Source organism: Citrifermentans bremense, assembly GCF_014218275.1.
Classification (GTDB): Bacteria; Desulfobacterota; Desulfuromonadia; order Geobacterales; family Geobacteraceae; genus Geomonas; species Geomonas pelophila.
Map to the genome: position 1 here is coordinate 1,820,647 of NZ_AP023213.1, position 15,785 is coordinate 1,836,431.

Consider the following 15,785-nt stretch of genomic DNA (forward strand, 5'->3'; position numbering starts at 1 on the left):
AGACGATGGAAAGTGAAGGGGCGGTCCGTAAAGGACGGCCCCTTTTTTGATGTCGTCATCCCTTCTCGAACCAGCGACTCAGGGCCCAGGCGGTGGCGAGTGTGGAAGAAAACCAGATCAGGGCACGGGGGGTGATGTCCTTGGGGATGTCGATGTAGGGGCGCTCGCCACGCAGCGACTGGATCTTATACTCGATGGTCTGCTTGCCGTGGACGAACACGGCTATGGAGACAGGGAACCAGATGGCGCCGGTTATGCTGAAGAGCGCGCTCACCGGACCGGTTAGGTGCTCTCCTGTGGAGAGCATTACGGCGAGGCTCATACCGGACATCATGGCAGTGGTCTTCGTGGCATAGGGCAGTTTCATGGCAGGTCCCGTTCGTCTTTGGATTGGCGCCACTTAATAAAAAAGATCACACAAAGCCACATTAGCAACTTAACTGGAACCGCTGGCAGGAAGAAAATGTGGGGACGTCTGAGCAACGCACCAGGAGAGACGCATACCTGAATCTTTCTGCGTGGGGGTTGACATAGGGGGCTGCATTATGGTAGCAAGGAGGAACGTTGTTGAGATAAGTATCCGTTTTTGAGGGGATTTATTTGAAAGATACAATGCTTTGCCGCAGGATGTTTCTCAAGTCGTCGGCCTTTGTCGCCGCGACGCTCTTGGGCGCTAAGTCCGCCTTCGCCAGGGTCCTCGACGGGAACGAAGCGGGCGGTCTTCCGGAAGGTAAGCTTTCCCTGTACAACCTGAACCTTAACGAGCGCCTCACCGTGACCTACCGAAACGCCATGGGTGAATACTGCCAGGAGGCACTGCAGGCGATCAACTGGCTCTTGCGCTGCCATTACACCAACGAGATGACCACGATGGACCTGAGGGTGATCGAGTACCTGAACCGGCTCGACAACACGCTCGGTGGGAACAACGAGATCCATGTCATCTCCGGGTACCGCTCCCCCTCCTACAACGCGAAGCTGCGCAGCAAATCCAGTGGCGTCGCGAAGAACAGCCTGCACATGAAAGGTATGGCGATCGACCTTGCCATACCGAGTTTCGGGCTGGCCCAGATCCGCCGCTCGGCCCTGGCCCTCGCCGCCGGCGGTGTCGGCTACTACCCGCAGCCGGGCTTCGTCCACATAGATTCGGGCCATTTCCGGACCTGGTAGCCTGAATCCCTTACCGTAAATCCCCACCAGATCGTCAGCAGGAGCCATAACTGGAAGGCTTCAGCTGATGCGCCGCACCTTCGCGATCCTCCCTGCCGCTATGGCGATCACGCCGCAAGCGGCGCTGAACAAGGCTCCCATCTTGGCAGCACCCTGGACCGTGGGGTCCGTGAACGCCTCCCCCGCAACGAAGAGGGCCACAGTCAGGCCGGTTCCGGCAACAAGGCCAACCAACACCAACTCTTTGGTGCCGATGTGTTCAGGTAAGGGGTAGCCGAGCAGATGCCCGATCCGCGCCATGATGAATATGCCGGCGGTCTTTCCAATGCCCAATGAGGCGAAGACGAGCCAGGTAGCCGTGCCGATGCTGGCGAACTCGACGCCGGCGTTGGCCAGGCCGAAGGTGAATAGGCCGAAGTCGACCAGCACCTTCCAGTGGTGTTCGAAGGTCGAAAGCGGTGACCTGTCCTTCGGGTCCTCCTCGAAGAGGTGCATCTTTTCGCGGGAAGCGTGGGGCAGAAACGGCACGACGAACACTAGCGCCAGGGCCGGGTGCAGATGGGCGTTGTAAAGACCGATCCAGGCGAGCCCCCCCCCGACAAGGAGATAGTGCCAGTAGTTCCTGGTGTTGAACCTGCGCAATATGGCCGCCCCCGCCATGCCGCATACGACCAGAATGAGCCATTGCGGAGCGGCCGGGAAATTGGGGTCAGGGTAGAATACGGCGATGATTGCCAATCCGATGGCGTCGTCGGCGATGGCCAGCAGCAGCAGGAAGGATATTGCCGGATGCTGGCGGCCGAAAACGATGCTTGCGATGAGCCACGCCAAGGCTATGTCCGTCGCGGTCGGTATCCCCCAGCCACGTTGGAACCCGGGCCCTCCTATGATGGCGTTCAGGCAGAGGTATACCAGTATAGGACCGATCACACCTCCTGCCGTTGCCAGAAGCGGGTTGACCGCCTTGCGCAGCGGATGGAGGTCGCCTCCGGGAAGACAGCTCTGGGTTATCTCGGCGGTGGCGATCCCGAAGAAGAACACCATGAAGATGTCGTTGACGAGGAAGTGGAAACTGAGCGGGCCGAACAACGGCTCGTGGGTGAAGTGGTGGTAGCTTTGCGGTGACAGGTTGACCCAGCAAAGCGCGACGATCACCCCCGCGAGAAGGGGCACCGAAAATTCCCGCAGCATGTTGATGTGTTTTTTCATTCCCCATCCTTTCCCTGCAAAATCAAGCGCACTATAACATCTGCCGGACGGTCGAGGCTACCCGTTTTGGAAGGGCGTTAAAAAAGGCCTGTCGTTGTGACAGGCCTTTTTTATTGCCAAGCTGATAAGTCTCAATACCCCAGGGCCTTGGGAAGCCAGAGCGAGATGGAGGGGACGTAGGTGACGAGCAGCATGAACCCCAACATCGCCATGAGCCAGGGCCACACGGCCACCGTGAGCTCGGAGATCCCCATCTTTGTGATGCCGCTGGCGACGTAGAGGTTGAGCCCCACCGGCGGGTGGCACATCCCTACCTCCATGTTCACCGTGATCAGCACGCCGAAGTGGATCGGATCGATCCCCAACTGCATCGCCACCGGGAACAGTATCGGCGCGAGGATCAGGATGATGGAGGAGGGCTCCATCACGTTCCCGGCCAGAAGCAGCAGCACGTTGGTGACCAGCAGGAAGGAGACCACCCCCAGGTTGTGCGCGAGGATCCAGTCCGCCATGAGCTGCGGTATCTGCTCGTGGGTCATCAGGAAGGAAAAGAGCACCGCGTTGGTGATGATGTAAAGGAGCATGGCCGACATGCTCGCCGAGTCGAGGAGCACCTTCGGGATCTTCTTGAAGGGGACGTCGCGGTAGACGAAGACGGCGATGATGAAGGCATAGACGGCGCTCATGGCCGCCGCTTCGGTCGGTGTGAAGAGGCCGCTGTAGATCCCCCCGAGGACGATGACGATCAGCAAAAGGCCCCAGATGCTCTCCCTAAACGCCTTGAAGCGCTCGCCCCAGGTTGCTTTCTGCATGCGCGGGTAGTTCGCCTTCTTTGCCTTCCACCAGGAAACGAGCCCCAAAAGGGTTGCCAGCATCAGGCCGGGGATGACGCCCCCCATGAACATCGCCCCGACCGAGGAGTTGGTGGCGACGCAGTAGATGACCATCGGGATGGAGGGGGGGATCAGGATACCCAGCGACCCCGAGGTGGTGATTACCCCCGCTCCGAAGCGCTTGGGGAAGCCGGCGCGCACCATGGCGGGGAGCATCACGGAGCCTATGGCGACCACCGTCGCGGGGCTCGAGCCGGAAACGGCGGCGAAGAGGGCGCAGGCCATGACGCCGGCGAGAGCCAGGCCGCCGTGCCAGTGTCCCACCATCGAGGTGGCGAACTTGATCATCCTCTTCGCCACGCCGCCGTGGGTCAGGAAGTTCCCTGCCAGGATGAAGAAGGGGATCGCCATGATCTCGAACTTCTCAATTCCGGTGAAGAGCTTCATCGCCACCGCTTCGGTCGGCACTTCCGAGAAGAAGAAGAGGAAGGTAAGGACGGTGAGGCCGAGCGCGATGGAAATCGGCATCCCGGTCAGCATCAGCGCGAGCAGCAGGGCGAAGACGATCCCGGTGCTGCCAAGGGTCGCTATCAACCCGAGGACCACGGCGATACCCGCAAGCCAGGTGGCCGCCTTTTTCTTGGAGAACTGCTCCCAGCCAGCAACTGCAGAACTCATTTCGCACCCCCATCCTTGCCGTTGAACTTGTGTACTTCGTACTCCTCGAGCGCCTGCGTCGAGTCCATCGCAGGTATCTCTTCGATACCGTCGACGTGAGTGTGGTCATGGTGCGGCAGTTCTCCAGTGTGCAGAAACGCCCAGCCGACCTGCAGGAACCTGAAGCACATGAGATACGAGCCCAAGGGAACGGCGGAGTAGACGATCCAAGTGGGCCACTCGAGGTCGGGGGTGATCGGCCCTTCGAAGAGTTCGGTTACGTCCATGCCCAGCTTGTTTAAGAGCGCGTAATGTAAACCGTTTTCCCAGACGAATTTGGCGCCCAGGGTGCCGATGAGCCCGGTGAAGAGGGCGCCGCCCATGATGGCGATGATCACGGTGGTCTTGCGCCAGGAGTCCGGGAGTCGGGTCACCAGCACGTCGACCCCGACGTGGATCCCGGAACGGACGCCGTAGGCTGCTCCGAACTTGGCCATCCAGACGAACATGTAGATGCAGAGCTCCTGGGCCCAGCTCAGGTTTATGCCGAGCAGCCAGTCCTGCAGGCCGGGGATCGGCAACCCCGAAAGGTAACGATGGACGACCGCGACCGCGATGATGGCGGTCGCCGCGCCGATGAGGAAGGTGATGATGATTTCCTCTAAATGGTCAAGATACTTCATCATGATGGGCGTCTCCTGGAAAAACTCGATAAAAGGCCGCTGCGGCAGCCGCAGCGGCCCTGGTGTCGCGGTGAAACGGTCAAGCTAGCTCGGGTTGTAGCCGGTGGCAGCGTACACTTCCTTGACTATGTCGGCGCCGATGCGCCCCATGTTGTCCTTGTGCGCCTTGTCCATCGCCTTCTTCCAGGCGGCGCGCTCCTGCGGGGTGAGGCTGATCAACTGGCTGCGGCCGGATTTCTTGACGGCGGCCAGCGCCTCCTCGTTGTCCTTCTTGGCGATGTCGTTTGCGTACTTGGTCGCGTCCTTCATGCACCCTTCGAGGATGGTGCGGACGTCGGCCGGCAGCCCCTGCCAGAACTTCTTGTTGACGATGACGGCGTAGCCCAGGTAGCCGTGGTCGGAGAGGGTTACGTATTTCTGCACTTCGTGCATCTTCTGGGTGTAGAGGTTGGACGGGGGGTTCTCGGTGCCGTTCACGACGCCGGTCTGCAGGGCCTGGTACACCTCGGAGAAGGCGAGCACCTGCGGCATGGCACCTACCGCGCGCATCTGGGAGTCGAGCACCTTGGAGGACTGGATGCGCATCTTCTGCCCGCGGAAGTCGCTGACAGCCTTAAGCGGCTTGTTGGCGCTCATCACCTTGAAGCCGTTGTCCCAGTAGGCGAGGCCTAAGATACCCTTGGGCTCGAGCTTTTTCAGGAGCTTCGCGCCGACCGGTCCCTGGGTCACCTTGTGGAGTTCCTGGTAGTTGTCGAAGATGAAGGGGAGGTCGAATACCTCGAACTCCTTGACGCCCAGCGGCGCGAACTTGGCGAGGGAGGGGGCCAGCATCTGCACCGCGCCTAGCTGCAGCGCCTCCATCTCTTCCTTGTCTTTGTAGAGCTGGCTGTTGGGGTATACCTCGACCTTGACCCTTCCCTTGGTCCGCTCTTCAGCCAGTTTCTTGAAGTAGTCGGCCGCCTGCCCCTTCGGGGTGTGCTGCGCCACGACGTGGCTGAACTTGATCACGATCGGCGCCGGTGCTGCGACTGCGTTCAGCGGCAGGGCGAGCGCTGCTGCCATGGCCAGTGCTTTCAGACATGCTTTGAGACTCATAGGTGTTCCTCCTTGGGGTTTGTGCTGCCTTATCTATTCCCAGGCGACTGCCGCCTTGAAAAAATCTCGATGCGCAGGCGGTGAGGGAGAACCCGCCTTTTCGTATACGACACATCGTTTTAATGCAACAGCGATGCCATTAATGAACCATTGTAAGTGTCTGAATTAATGCATGGGTCTGAAGTGAAATATCGGTTTACTAAAGGGCGGTGGCTGAAATCCGCCACATAAGTGGCGAATTGTTGCCAGGGGGGATGGTGCGGCAGGCGGGTTATTGCATCAGGCCGTACTTCTCCATCTTGTAGCGCAGGGTGCCGCGGGGGATCTTCAGGTTGACAGCAGTCTGCAAGACGTTCCACCCCGTCTTCTGGAGGGCCTGCTGGATGAGCGACTTCTCGATGGCGCTCACAGCCTCCTCCAGTCCGAGGTCGGCGGCGACGGTTACGGGCATCTCGGCCGGCAGGGGGGGCACGGCCACGCAGCTTTTGATCTCCTGGGGCAGATGTTCCGGGAGAAGGGTCGGGCCGCTGCGCATGATGCAGATGCGTTCGATGACGTTCCTAAGCTCCCTGATGTTGCCGGGCCACGCGTATTGGGCCATCAGTAGCTCAGCCTCGGCAGAGACGTCGCGGAAGTCGCGGCCGAAGGAGCGGCTGAAGCTGTCCAGGAAGTAGGCGGAGAGGGCGGCAATGTCTGCGGGGCGCTCCCGAAGCGGCGGGATGTTGATGGGAAAGACGTTGAGGCGGTAGAAGAGGTCTTCGCGGAAACTCTTCTCTTCGATCCGCTTGGCGAGGTCCCGGTTGGTGGCGGCGATCACGCGCGCGTCTATCTCGATGTCCTTGACGGCGCCCACGCGCCTGATGCTTCTCTCCTGCAAGACGCGCAAGAGCTTAACCTGCATCGCCATGTCCATCTCGCCTATCTCGTCCAGGAAGATGGTGCCGCGGTGCGCCTCCTCGAAGAGCCCTTTCTTGCGCCCGCTGGCGCCGGTGAAGGCCCCCTTTTCGTGCCCGAAGAGCTCGCTTTCCAAAAGTGGCGCGGGAATGGAGGCGCAGTTGATGGCGATGAAGGGGTGCTCCCTGCGGTCGGATAGGTCGTGGATGGCGCGCGCCACGACCTCCTTGCCGGTTCCCGATTCGCCGGTGATGAGCACCGTGGAGGGGATGCGGGCGATCTCGCGCACCTGGGCCGCCATCTCCTGGAACGCCTCGCTCTTGCCGATTATCGGCGAGCGCCCCGGGAGGGGGGAGTTGTTGCGCTTTAGCTTTCGGACCTCGCGCTTCAAGGTCTGGGTCTTCAGGGCGAGCTTGACTATCAGCCTGAGCGCATCAGCCTTGAACGGCTTCTTCATGTAGTGGAAGGCGCCGAGCTGCAGGGACTCTACGGCGCTTTCCACCGACCCGTACCCGGTGATGATGATCACCAGCAGTTCCGGGTCCGTCTCCTTGAGCGACTTCAGCACCTCGATGCCGTCCTCGGAGCCTAGGTTCAGGTCGAGCAGGGCCAGGTCGATCTCTTCGCCGGCCACGATGTCGCGCGCCTCTTTTCCCGAGCCGGCGGCGCGGACCTCGAACCCCTCGCCGGACAGGATGCGTTGCACGTTCTCGCAGATGAAGGCTTCGTCGTCTATGATCAGGATCTTTTCCATGGCTTTTGTTCCCGCTTGCGCTGATTTCTGTACCCTGGTTTCACTGCCCGACCCCTAAGGGGGGCATAACGGCAGTTCTACGGTGAAACGAGTCCCTTTTCCCGGCGCGCTTTCAACGCGCACCTTCCCCTGGTGTTCTTCAACTATCCTCTGCGTGATGGAAAGCCCAAGGCCTGTGCCGGCCCCCTTCCTGGTGAAGAAAGGCTCGAAGATGAGCGGCAGGTCCTTCGATGCTATGCCCGGTCCGTCATCGCAGATGCTGATCACGGCGTACCCGTCCTTCGCCGAGGTGACGACGTCGATACGCCCCCCCTCCGGGAGGGCTTCCTGTGCGTTCTTGATGATGTTGAGCACGGCCTGCTTTATCTTTTCCGGGTCCAGCCGCAGCGGGGGAACATCCCCCTCGGTCAGGTTCAACTGCACCTTCTGCCGTTCGCACTGGCGCCGCATCAAAAGGACCGTGTCGCAGACCAGCCGGTTCAGGTCGCACTCCCTGAACTCGGCGCGCACCGGCGAGGAGTAGTTCAAGAGCGCGCTGACCAGCTTTTCCACCCGCTCGATCTCGATCAGGGCCCTTTTGATCAGGTCACGGTCCTGCGGGTTGGCGCTCGCCTGGTCGTGCAGATCGTCAAGCAGCAGCGAGATCCCGGTGAGCGGGTTCCTCACCTCGTGGGCTATGCCGGCGGAGAGCTTTCCCAGCGAGGCGAGCCGGTCCAGGCGCATCATCTCCTCGTGTAGGTTCTCCCGCTGGGTCTCGTTTCTCAGCGTTACGGTGAGCCCCTGTTCGGCGTCGGCGCCTATGGGGAAGAACCCTACGTCGAAGTGGGTCTTGCCATGACCGTGATCGAAGCGGAAGGTCTCGCGCCCGTACCCGGACTTTTGGGAGAGGGCCTGCGAGATCCTTTCGTTCATGACGCCCCATCCCTTGAACACCGCCGTGTAGTGGGTCTCTGCAGGGAGATCCTCGCCCAGAAAGAGCCGGCCGGTCCGGTTTATTGAGGTGATGCGCCCATCCGGGGAGAAGGTGACGATGCCGCTGGAGATACTTTCCAGCACGCTCTCCTTAAAGTTGCGCTCGTCCAGTATCTCGAGCCGCGACTTGCGCAATTGTTCCAGCGTGGAGAGAATGCTCTGTTTCCTCAGGTCGAGCTCGTCCGCCATGTAGTTGAAGGTGGATGCCAGCACCCCGATTTCGTCGTTGGAATTCACCGCCACCCTTACGTGGCTGTCGCCAGCGGCGAGTTTGCCCGCGCTTTCGGTGAGTTGCCTCAGCGGGACGCTGATGCCGCGCGACAGAAGCCAGGCCGAGAGCGCCGAGACCAGGGCCGTGGCGAGGATGATCAGGGCGCTGGTCCTGCGGTGCTCCCCAAGCTGCCTGTTGATCAGGCGGCTTCCCTTTCGTGAGGCCTCGTGGAACTGGTCCACCTGGAAGCCGATGGTCACCCCGCCGAAGACGCCGTGCTTAGCGTAGTCGCCTGTGTCGTAGAAGATGGGGGCGTAGGCCATGATCTTCTTGGCGCCCCCCACGTTGGTGATGTCGACGTACCCCTCCTCCCGGTTCCTGACCGCGGCGGAGACCATGGGGTAGCTTTTGTGGATGAAGCCGGCGTGGTCCAGGTTGAAGGGGATGCGGCCTCGCTCGACATCGTCCTCTTTCGACTGCGCCGTGTACGGGGGGACCTGCCTGCCGCTTTGGTCCACGCCCCGGATGTCCCAGAACTTCGGGTGGGTGATGATCCATCCCTCGTCGTCGAAAAGAAAGGCGTAGTTGCCGCTTTGGTAGGAGGGGAAGAGGGTGGCGAAGCCCTTGCCGGGGTCTATGTGCTGGGTGAACTCCATCAGGTGCTGGTGGTCGAGGGTCAGCAGCACAATTCCGGCGAAGTTCCCCCCGGCGTCGCAGATGGGAGAGCCGAACCGGATTCCCCCCTGGTAGTTCTTGCCGTCGTAGGCGCTTTCCGGGTCCTTGGCCCCGGCCAGTTGCTCCTGCTTCGAGACGTGGAAGCCGGCGAGATGCGAGACGTAGATCTCGCCGGGTTTCAGCGCCCGCACGCGGCGGAAGTAATCTTCGCTCCTGAACTCGGTGTTGGCCGGGTCCGCCACGTTGCGCAGCTTTTCTTTGGGGACGAACTGGCCGTTCCGGATAACCGCCTGTTCCATCCCGTCGCGGTCGATGATGGCGATGGAGCGGTAGATGGGGCGGAACTCGTGGGTCCCCTGGGCCGCGGTTGCGCTCCCTCCGCGCTGCCACACCTCGCTCAGTCGGGTCTGGTAAAAGCCGAGCAGCGTCGGGCGGTCCAGGCGGGAGCGGGAGAGGTAGAGCAGGTCGCTTTCGCACTGGTGCAGGAAGTCGCGGATGTTTTCGGCCAGGTCCCGCGCCCTCATCTGCAGCGACTGCGTCGCCTGCCGGTCGTCTGAGCGTGCTATCTCCTCGGTTAGCTTGCTGCTGATCGACTGCAGGTTCACCAGGAGGATGGCAGAGGAGACGAACAGCGGCAGCAGGGAAAGCAGCAGCGTGATGACCAGGATCTTTTTGAAAAGCGTGAGGCGTGGCAAGGGGACTCCACTCATGCTGCCGCGGGACTGGCTTTCAGGACGGCTGGCAGGTTAGCACAAAACGCCATTTCAGAACAGTTTTTCGTTTTAATGATTGATATGAGCTTCCCCCCTCCCTGTCCCCCCCCCCCCTCCAGGGGAGGGGACAAATAGGAACCCCATCCCCAGGGGGCTGTGGCAGTTGCTGATTGCAAGTGGGAGCCGGCCCATGAGCATCCCCCCTCCCTCCAACTCCAGGAGAGGGGGCAAAAAGGAACTCCCTCCCCCAGCGGGGGAGGGGCGGGGTGGGGTAGAGGAAACTCCATAGCTCTCTCGGTGCGAATGGTTTAAGGCCGGTGACTCCGCAGTCTGAAGGGGGCGTTTTGTGTTGACTTGGGTGCGGGGGTGCTTTAAAAATAAACCGGCTAATTTTCAGGCAACATCGCGGAGGCGTTGGTTGGGATACAAGAATCTGGCAGCGTGCGTGGCGGACCTGGAGCGGACCGGCGCGCTGGTGAGGATAAACGAGGAACTCTCTTCGGAGCTGGAGATAGGCTCCATCCAGCGCAGGGTGTACCAGGCGCAAGGCCCGGCGCTTCTCTTCACCCGGGTGAAGGGGTGCTCGTTCCCGATGCTCGGAAACCTGTTCGGGACCCTGGAGCGGACCAGGTACATCTTCAGGGACACCCTCAAAGCTGTGGAGTGCCTGGTGCAGTTGAAGATCGATCCCAAATCGGCCTTGAAAAACCCAGCTTCCTTACTCGGTGCGGTCCCGGCAGCATGGCACCTGCTCCCCAAGGAGGTAGGTGACGGCCCCATCATGGCCAACCGCACCACGATCGATCAGCTGCCGCAGCTCAAATCCTGGCCCGACGACGGCGGCGCCTTCATCACGCTGCCGCAGGTCTACTCGGAGAGCGCGGCCCAGCCCGGCGTGCGCCACTCGAACCTCGGCATGTATCGGGTGCAGATCTCCGGCGGGGAGTACCGGCAAAACGCCGAGGTGGGAGTGCACTACCAGATCCATCGCGGCATCGGCTTCCACCACGCCGAGGCGATCGAACGGGGAGAGCCTCTGCGGGTGAACATCTTCGTAGGGGGCGCGCCCGCCATGACCGTCGCCGCCGTGATGCCCCTCCCCGAGGGGATGCCGGAGCTCTCCTTTGCCGGCCTTCTGGCCGGTCACCGGATCGAGATGGTGCAGCGCCCCGGACAGCTCCCGATACCCGCTCAGGCCGACTTCTGCATCACCGGCGTCATTGATCCGGACAAGACCCTTCCCGAAGGCCCGTTCGGCGACCATTTCGGCTATTACAGCCTGGCCCACCATTTCCCCGTGCTGAAGGTGGAGGAGGTCTTCCACCGCGACGGGGCCATCTGGCCCTTCACCACTGTGGGACGACCTCCGCAGGAGGACACATCCTTCGGCGCCTTCATTCACGAACTGACCGGTCCGCTGATCCCGACGGTTATACCTGGTGTCAAGGCGGTGCACGCGGTCGACGCGGCCGGTGTACACCCGCTGCTTCTGGCCGTGGGAAGCGAGCGCTACGTCCCCTACGGCGAGCGCCGGACCCCGCAGGAACTCCTCACCATCGCGAACGCCGTGCTGGGACAGGGGCAGCTCTCCCTGGCCAAGTACCTGATGATCGCCTGCCACGAGGATGCTCCGCAGCTCGACATCCACGACATCCCGGCCTTCCTGCGCCACGTGCTGGAGCGGATCGACCTGAAGCGCGACCTGCATTTCCAGACCGCGACCACCATGGATACGCTCGACTACTCCGGCTCGGGGCTGAACAGCGGCTCCAAGGTGGTCTTCGCAGCGGTAGGGGAAAAGCGCCGCAATCTCGGCGTAGAGCTTCCTTCCGCGCTGAGGCTTGCCGAGGGCTTTAGCGAACCGGCTATATGCCTTCCCGGCGTCATCGCCGTCAAGGGGCCGGCCTGCACCGTCCCGAAAGGGGAGGCGGACTCGCAGATGGAGGCGCTTTGCGCCGCCCTTGAGGGAGTGGATGGGCTGGAGAGCTTCCCGCTGATCGTCGTCTGCGACGACAGCGGATTCGCCGCGAAGCACCTGGACAATTTCCTCTGGGTGACCTTCACCCGTTCCGATCCCGCAGCCGACATCTACGGGGTCGGGGCAGGGATGGTCTGCAAGCAGTGGGGGTGCAAAGGTCCCCTGGTGATCGACGCCAGGGTCAAGCCCCACCACGCACCGCCGCTCATCGAGGACCCGGCAGTCGAGAGGAAAGTGGACCAGCTTGCCGCCCCATGCGGGCCGCTGCACGGGTTGTATTAGCTGTTAAAAGCAAAGGCACTCACCACAGAGGAACACAGAGGAACCACAGAGGAAAAGCAAAAGACTGAAGATTTTGATTTTACCCAAACAGTTTGTGGTTCTCCTCGTCTCTGTTTTTCCTCTGTGAACCTCTGTGCCCTCTGTGGTGAATGCTTTTGTTTGAGCTTTAAGTTATTTTATTTGAGGTTTTTTTGAGCAAGGAAAGACTCGACAAGCTGGTGCTGGAGCGGGGGCTCGCCCCCTCCAGGGAAAGGGCCAAGGCGCTCATCATGGCCGGGCAGGTGGTGGTTGACGACCACCTCGCCGACAAGGCTGGGCTCATGGTCCCGATAGAGGCCGAGATCCGTCTCAAGGGGGAGCCGCTTCCCTACGTGAGCCGCGGCGGACTGAAGCTCGCCGAGGGGCTGGAGCGCTTCGGCATCGACGTCGCCGGGCTCTGCGCCATCGACGTCGGCGCCTCGACCGGAGGCTTCACCGACTGCCTTCTGCAAAGGGGCGCTACCCGCGTCTATGCGGTGGACGTGGGCTACGGCCAGCTTGCCTGGAAGCTGCGCGAGGACCCGCGCGTGGTGAGCATGGAGAAGACCAACATCCGCCACCTGGAGCCGGAGATGCTCCCGGAATCCCCGGACCTGGCGGTGATCGATGCTTCGTTCATCTCGCTGGACAAGGTGCTGCCGCCGACCTTGAGGCTGATCAGGCCGTTCGGCGAGGTCGTGGCGCTGATCAAGCCGCAGTTCGAGGTGGGGCGCGGCCAGGTGGGGAAGGGCGGCGTGGTCCGGGACGAGAAGAAGCACCAGGAGGTGGTGGAGAGCATCGGGGAGCTGGCCCGGGGACTGGGGCTTCTGGTGCTGGGGGTGTGCGACTCCCCCATCCTGGGACCCAAAGGGAACAAGGAGTTCCTGATCCATTTGAAGAAGCAGGGGGAACCGCAACCCGAACCCCGGAACACAGAGGTCACCGAGGAATAGCCACGGCGGTCACAGAGGAAAGACGGAAACCCCTGAAAATTTTCAAGGCTTTTGATTGAAATCTTAGTGGAGGTGTTACATGAACGACTGCCTGTTCTGCAAGATGGCGAGCGGCGCGATTCCGGTCAAGAAGGTATACGAGGACGACGAGCTTTTCGCCATCGAGGACATCAACCCCGTGGCGCCTTTACACATGCTCATCATCCCCAAGAAGCACTTAGCGAACGTGCTGGCGCTAGCCCCTGAGGACGACCGGATCATCGGCGCAGTCCACCGTGTGGCTGCCCAACTCGCGCGTGAGCGCGGCGTCGACCAGGAAGGGTTCCGCCTGGTGAACAACACCAACGCCGGAGCCGGCCAGTCCGTCTTCCATATCCATTTCCACCTGCTTGCCGGACGCAAGCTCGGGTGGCCTCCAGGGTAGTCCGGACCGCATCCCGAAAAGGATCTGCACAAGGAGACCGATATATGAAGAAGCTGATCTTGCTTTTGCTCTTGATCTATCCGATGACTGCCGTGGCTGAGACCTACGAATGGGTCGACGAACGCGGCACGGTGAACTTCGCCGAGGATCTTGGGAAGGTCCCGAAAAAGTACCGCAAGAAGGCGAAAAGGCTGGGAAGCGACGAGCCTCCAGCCGAGATCGCCCCCCCCGCTGCCGTGCCGGATACGGCCAAGCCCAAGGGGGTGGAGGAGAAGGTGGAGAAGAAGAGCTACGGCGGCAAGGACGAGCTTGCCTGGCGCCGGGAGTTCCTGCAGGCGAACTCGAACCTGCAAAGTGCCCAGACGGAGCTGGATACGCTCAAGGCGCGGCTCTCCGACACTTCCAGCATGTCCCGTTCGGAATACCTGATCATCCAGAACAGCATCAAGCACGCAGAGGCCAGGGTGCAGGCGCTGCAGAAAAAGCTGGACCAGCTGAATGCAAGCGCCGACCGCTACGAGGTCCCTGCGGAGTTCAGGAAGTAGCCCGTGAGGGCGCGCCCGCCGGCACCCTCGAAGAGAAGCCGCGCCCGCTGCCGGTGACGGCTGGGCCGGTGTTCCCATAAGAATCAAGCTTTCGGAGCCTTAAATGACCTTCCCCAATATCGACCCGGTGTTTCTGCGCGTGGGCCCCCTTGAGTTTCGCTGGTACGGGCTCATGTACATCATCGGATTCATCTCTGCCTATTTCATCATCCTCTCCGGCGTCAAGAGAAAGAATCTCCCTTTGGCAAAGGACGACGTCGCGGACCTGATCTTCACCGTCGCGCTGGGAGTCATACTGGGGGGGCGCTTCGGGTACATCCTGTTCTACAACCTCGCCTACTACCTCGCCCACCCTCTGAAGCTCTTCGCGGTATGGGAGGGGGGGATGTCGTTTCACGGGGGGCTCATCGGGGCGCTCTTGGCAAGCCTCATCTACATCCGCAAGCACAAGCTCCGCTTCTATCCCCTGGCCGATATCGGCTTTCTCGCGGCGCCGGTCGGGCTTGGTTGCGGCAGGATCGGGAACTTCATAAACGGCGAGCTCTACGGGCGGGTGACCGACGTTCCCTGGGCGATTGTCTTTCCCGGTGGAGGGCCGCTGCCGCGCCACCCCTCGCAACTCTACGAGGCGTTCCTCGAGGGACCGGTCATGTTCCTGATCCTGTACCTGATCTCACGCAAGGTGAAGCGCGACGGGGTGGTGGTGTGGTCGTTCGTAGCCCTGTACGGGTTGTTCCGGTTTTTGTTGGAGAACTTCAGGGAACCCGACCAGCAGCTGGGTTTTCTCATCGGGGGACTTTCGATGGGGCAGCTTTTGAGCCTGCCGATGCTGCTCATCGGAGGACTCATGGCGCTTTACCGCTTGAGAAAGGGTTGACAGGGGAAATGGGGATCAGGAGAGCTTTTTCTTCATCTCCAGGATGTTCTCCTTGCAGTTTTTCCGGTAGCAGACCGAGTCCATGAGGGAGCGGATCAGGAAGATGCCGCGCCCCCGGTCCTCTAGTTCCTCGAAGTTGGGGGCGGGGATCGAGTTGATGTCGAAGCCTTGCCCGTCGTCGTAGACCCTGATGGTCAGGTCGTCCAGGTGCAGGGTGATGACGATGCGCACCAGCTTCTCCGGCTCCTTGGGCCCCGCGTGCTTGATCGCATTCACCATCGCCTCGGTGAGCACCAGGTTCAGATGATAGGCGAGGACGTCCTTGTCGCCGCTGTAACGCTCCAGCTCTCGCGCTATGTCCTCCCCGATCTTACCGATAAGACTCAGGTAGCGGGTCTTGTTGGGGACCTTGATGTCGACCTCGATCGTGTTTCCTTCCATCTCAATGCCTCGCTTTATGACATGCCTTCGCTCTAGGACTGGAAATTCTCGATTGCCTCCATGGTGGACGGGAAAATCTCGAAAACCCTGTGCAGGCGGGTCAGTTCGAACATCGACTTCACCTGCGACTGCAGCGACGACAGCTTCAGGTTTCCCTGATGCGAGATGGCGTTCTTGAATCCCGAAACCAACGCACCGAGGCCGGAACTGTCAATGAAGCGTACATCCTTAAGATCTACCAAGACGTTTTTCTTTCCGTCCTCGAAAAGTTTCTGCACTGCGCTCTTAAGTTCGGTGGAGTTGTGAGCGTCCAGCCTCTCTTCTTTGACGTATAAGATAACGATGTCCTTCCTCGTCTCGCTCGCTAGGTTCATGGCGGTCTCCTTGTCTTGAGGTCAGGT

15 protein-coding genes are annotated in these 15,785 nt (G+C 61.1%); 6 read left to right on the forward strand and 9 right to left on the reverse strand.

Annotated elements, in window-relative coordinates; genetic code table 11:
- Nucleotides 1–55 precede the first annotated feature (55 nt).
- Nucleotides 56–367 carry a hypothetical protein gene (locus GEOBRER4_RS08095; RefSeq protein WP_185244966.1) on the reverse strand — a complete coding sequence of 104 codons (312 nt, stop codon included), beginning with the start codon at nt 365–367 and terminating at the stop codon, nt 56–58.
- Between the two features lie 233 nt (nt 368–600).
- On the opposite strand from GEOBRER4_RS08095, the gene GEOBRER4_RS08100 reads away from it, so the two are divergent.
- Complete coding sequence (locus GEOBRER4_RS08100) at nt 601–1,170, forward strand: YcbK family protein (RefSeq protein ID WP_143424253.1); 570 nt, start codon at nt 601–603, stop codon at nt 1,168–1,170.
- A gap of 60 nt (nt 1,171–1,230) precedes the next feature.
- Here the strand turns inward: GEOBRER4_RS08100 and GEOBRER4_RS08105 are convergent, their stop codons facing one another.
- The 6 genes from GEOBRER4_RS08105 to GEOBRER4_RS08130 form a co-directional block, all read right to left on the reverse strand.
- Nucleotides 1,231–2,379, reverse strand: coding sequence for a Na+/H+ antiporter NhaA (locus tag GEOBRER4_RS08105; protein ID WP_185244967.1), 1,149 nt, complete (start codon nt 2,377–2,379; stop codon nt 1,231–1,233).
- A 131-nt stretch (nt 2,380–2,510) separates the two neighbouring features.
- A complete protein-coding gene (locus GEOBRER4_RS08110; protein ID WP_185244968.1) occupies nt 2,511–3,890 on the reverse strand; it encodes a TRAP transporter large permease in 1,380 nt (459 codons plus the stop codon).
- Nucleotides 3,887–4,555, reverse strand: coding sequence for a TRAP transporter small permease (locus tag GEOBRER4_RS08115; RefSeq protein ID WP_185244969.1), 669 nt, complete (start codon nt 4,553–4,555; stop codon nt 3,887–3,889). Before GEOBRER4_RS08115 ends, GEOBRER4_RS08110 begins: the two co-directional genes overlap by 4 nt.
- Nucleotides 4,556–4,636: 81 nt before the next feature.
- Nucleotides 4,637–5,647: a TRAP transporter substrate-binding protein gene (locus tag GEOBRER4_RS08120; RefSeq protein ID WP_185244970.1), complete on the reverse strand. Its 1,011-nt coding sequence runs from the start codon at nt 5,645–5,647 to the stop codon at nt 4,637–4,639.
- Between the two features lie 271 nt (nt 5,648–5,918).
- Nucleotides 5,919–7,295 carry a sigma-54-dependent transcriptional regulator gene (locus GEOBRER4_RS08125; protein ID WP_185244971.1) on the reverse strand — a complete coding sequence of 459 codons (1,377 nt, stop codon included), beginning with the start codon at nt 7,293–7,295 and terminating at the stop codon, nt 5,919–5,921.
- A 54-nt stretch (nt 7,296–7,349) separates the two neighbouring features.
- Entirely contained in the window at nt 7,350–9,848 is a 2,499-nt protein-coding gene (locus GEOBRER4_RS08130) for a PAS domain-containing sensor histidine kinase (RefSeq protein WP_185244972.1), read from the reverse strand.
- A 436-nt stretch (nt 9,849–10,284) separates the two neighbouring features.
- Here GEOBRER4_RS08130 and GEOBRER4_RS08135 point away from each other — a divergent pair, with 436 nt between their 5' ends.
- From GEOBRER4_RS08135 to lgt, 5 genes are all read left to right on the forward strand, one after another.
- The gene (locus tag GEOBRER4_RS08135) at nt 10,285–12,126 is read left to right on the forward strand and encodes a UbiD family decarboxylase (protein WP_185244973.1); all 1,842 of its coding nucleotides are present in this window, start codon (nt 10,285–10,287) and stop codon (nt 12,124–12,126) included.
- Between the two features lie 191 nt (nt 12,127–12,317).
- Complete coding sequence (locus tag GEOBRER4_RS08140; RefSeq protein ID WP_185244974.1) at nt 12,318–13,097, forward strand: TlyA family RNA methyltransferase; 780 nt, start codon at nt 12,318–12,320, stop codon at nt 13,095–13,097.
- Nucleotides 13,098–13,176: 79 nt separating this feature from the next.
- Complete coding sequence (locus tag GEOBRER4_RS08145; RefSeq protein ID WP_085813060.1) at nt 13,177–13,521, forward strand: histidine triad nucleotide-binding protein; 345 nt, start codon at nt 13,177–13,179, stop codon at nt 13,519–13,521.
- 44 nt (nt 13,522–13,565) lie between these two features.
- Nucleotides 13,566–14,066, forward strand: coding sequence for a DUF4124 domain-containing protein (locus GEOBRER4_RS08150; protein WP_185244975.1), 501 nt, complete (start codon nt 13,566–13,568; stop codon nt 14,064–14,066).
- A 103-nt stretch (nt 14,067–14,169) separates the two neighbouring features.
- Complete coding sequence (lgt, locus tag GEOBRER4_RS08155) at nt 14,170–14,943, forward strand: prolipoprotein diacylglyceryl transferase (protein ID WP_185244976.1); 774 nt, start codon at nt 14,170–14,172, stop codon at nt 14,941–14,943.
- Nucleotides 14,944–14,958: 15 nt separating this feature from the next.
- Here the strand turns inward: lgt and GEOBRER4_RS08160 are convergent, their stop codons facing one another.
- The gene (locus GEOBRER4_RS08160; RefSeq protein WP_185244977.1) at nt 14,959–15,384 is read right to left on the reverse strand and encodes an ATP-binding protein; all 426 of its coding nucleotides are present in this window, start codon (nt 15,382–15,384) and stop codon (nt 14,959–14,961) included.
- A gap of 32 nt (nt 15,385–15,416) precedes the next feature.
- Nucleotides 15,417–15,758 (reverse strand): STAS domain-containing protein, encoded by a 342-nt coding sequence (locus GEOBRER4_RS08165; protein ID WP_185244978.1) that lies wholly within the window; start codon nt 15,756–15,758, stop codon nt 15,417–15,419.
- Between the last annotated feature and the right edge of the window lie 27 nt (nt 15,759–15,785).

Excerpts from the sequence above, each read along its gene's own strand:
- GEOBRER4_RS08095 (WP_185244966.1), bottom strand. The coding sequence starts at position 367 with ATGAAACTGCCCTATGCCACGAAGACCACTGCCATGATGTCCGGTATG.
- GEOBRER4_RS08105 (WP_185244967.1), bottom strand. The coding sequence starts at position 2,379 with ATGAAAAAACACATCAACATGCTGCGGGAATTTTCGGTGCCCCTTCTC.
- GEOBRER4_RS08110 (WP_185244968.1), bottom strand. The coding sequence starts at position 3,890 with ATGAGTTCTGCAGTTGCTGGCTGGGAGCAGTTCTCCAAGAAAAAGGCG.
- GEOBRER4_RS08115 (WP_185244969.1), bottom strand. The coding sequence starts at position 4,555 with ATGATGAAGTATCTTGACCATTTAGAGGAAATCATCATCACCTTCCTC.
- GEOBRER4_RS08120 (WP_185244970.1), bottom strand. The coding sequence starts at position 5,647 with ATGAGTCTCAAAGCATGTCTGAAAGCACTGGCCATGGCAGCAGCGCTC.
- GEOBRER4_RS08125 (WP_185244971.1), bottom strand. The coding sequence starts at position 7,295 with ATGGAAAAGATCCTGATCATAGACGACGAAGCCTTCATCTGCGAGAAC.
- GEOBRER4_RS08145 (WP_085813060.1), top strand. The coding sequence starts at position 13,177 with ATGAACGACTGCCTGTTCTGCAAGATGGCGAGCGGCGCGATTCCGGTC.
- GEOBRER4_RS08150 (WP_185244975.1), top strand. The coding sequence starts at position 13,566 with ATGAAGAAGCTGATCTTGCTTTTGCTCTTGATCTATCCGATGACTGCC.
- lgt (WP_185244976.1), top strand. The coding sequence starts at position 14,170 with ATGACCTTCCCCAATATCGACCCGGTGTTTCTGCGCGTGGGCCCCCTT.
- GEOBRER4_RS08160 (WP_185244977.1), bottom strand. The coding sequence starts at position 15,384 with ATGGAAGGAAACACGATCGAGGTCGACATCAAGGTCCCCAACAAGACC.
- GEOBRER4_RS08165 (WP_185244978.1), bottom strand. The coding sequence starts at position 15,758 with ATGAACCTAGCGAGCGAGACGAGGAAGGACATCGTTATCTTATACGTC.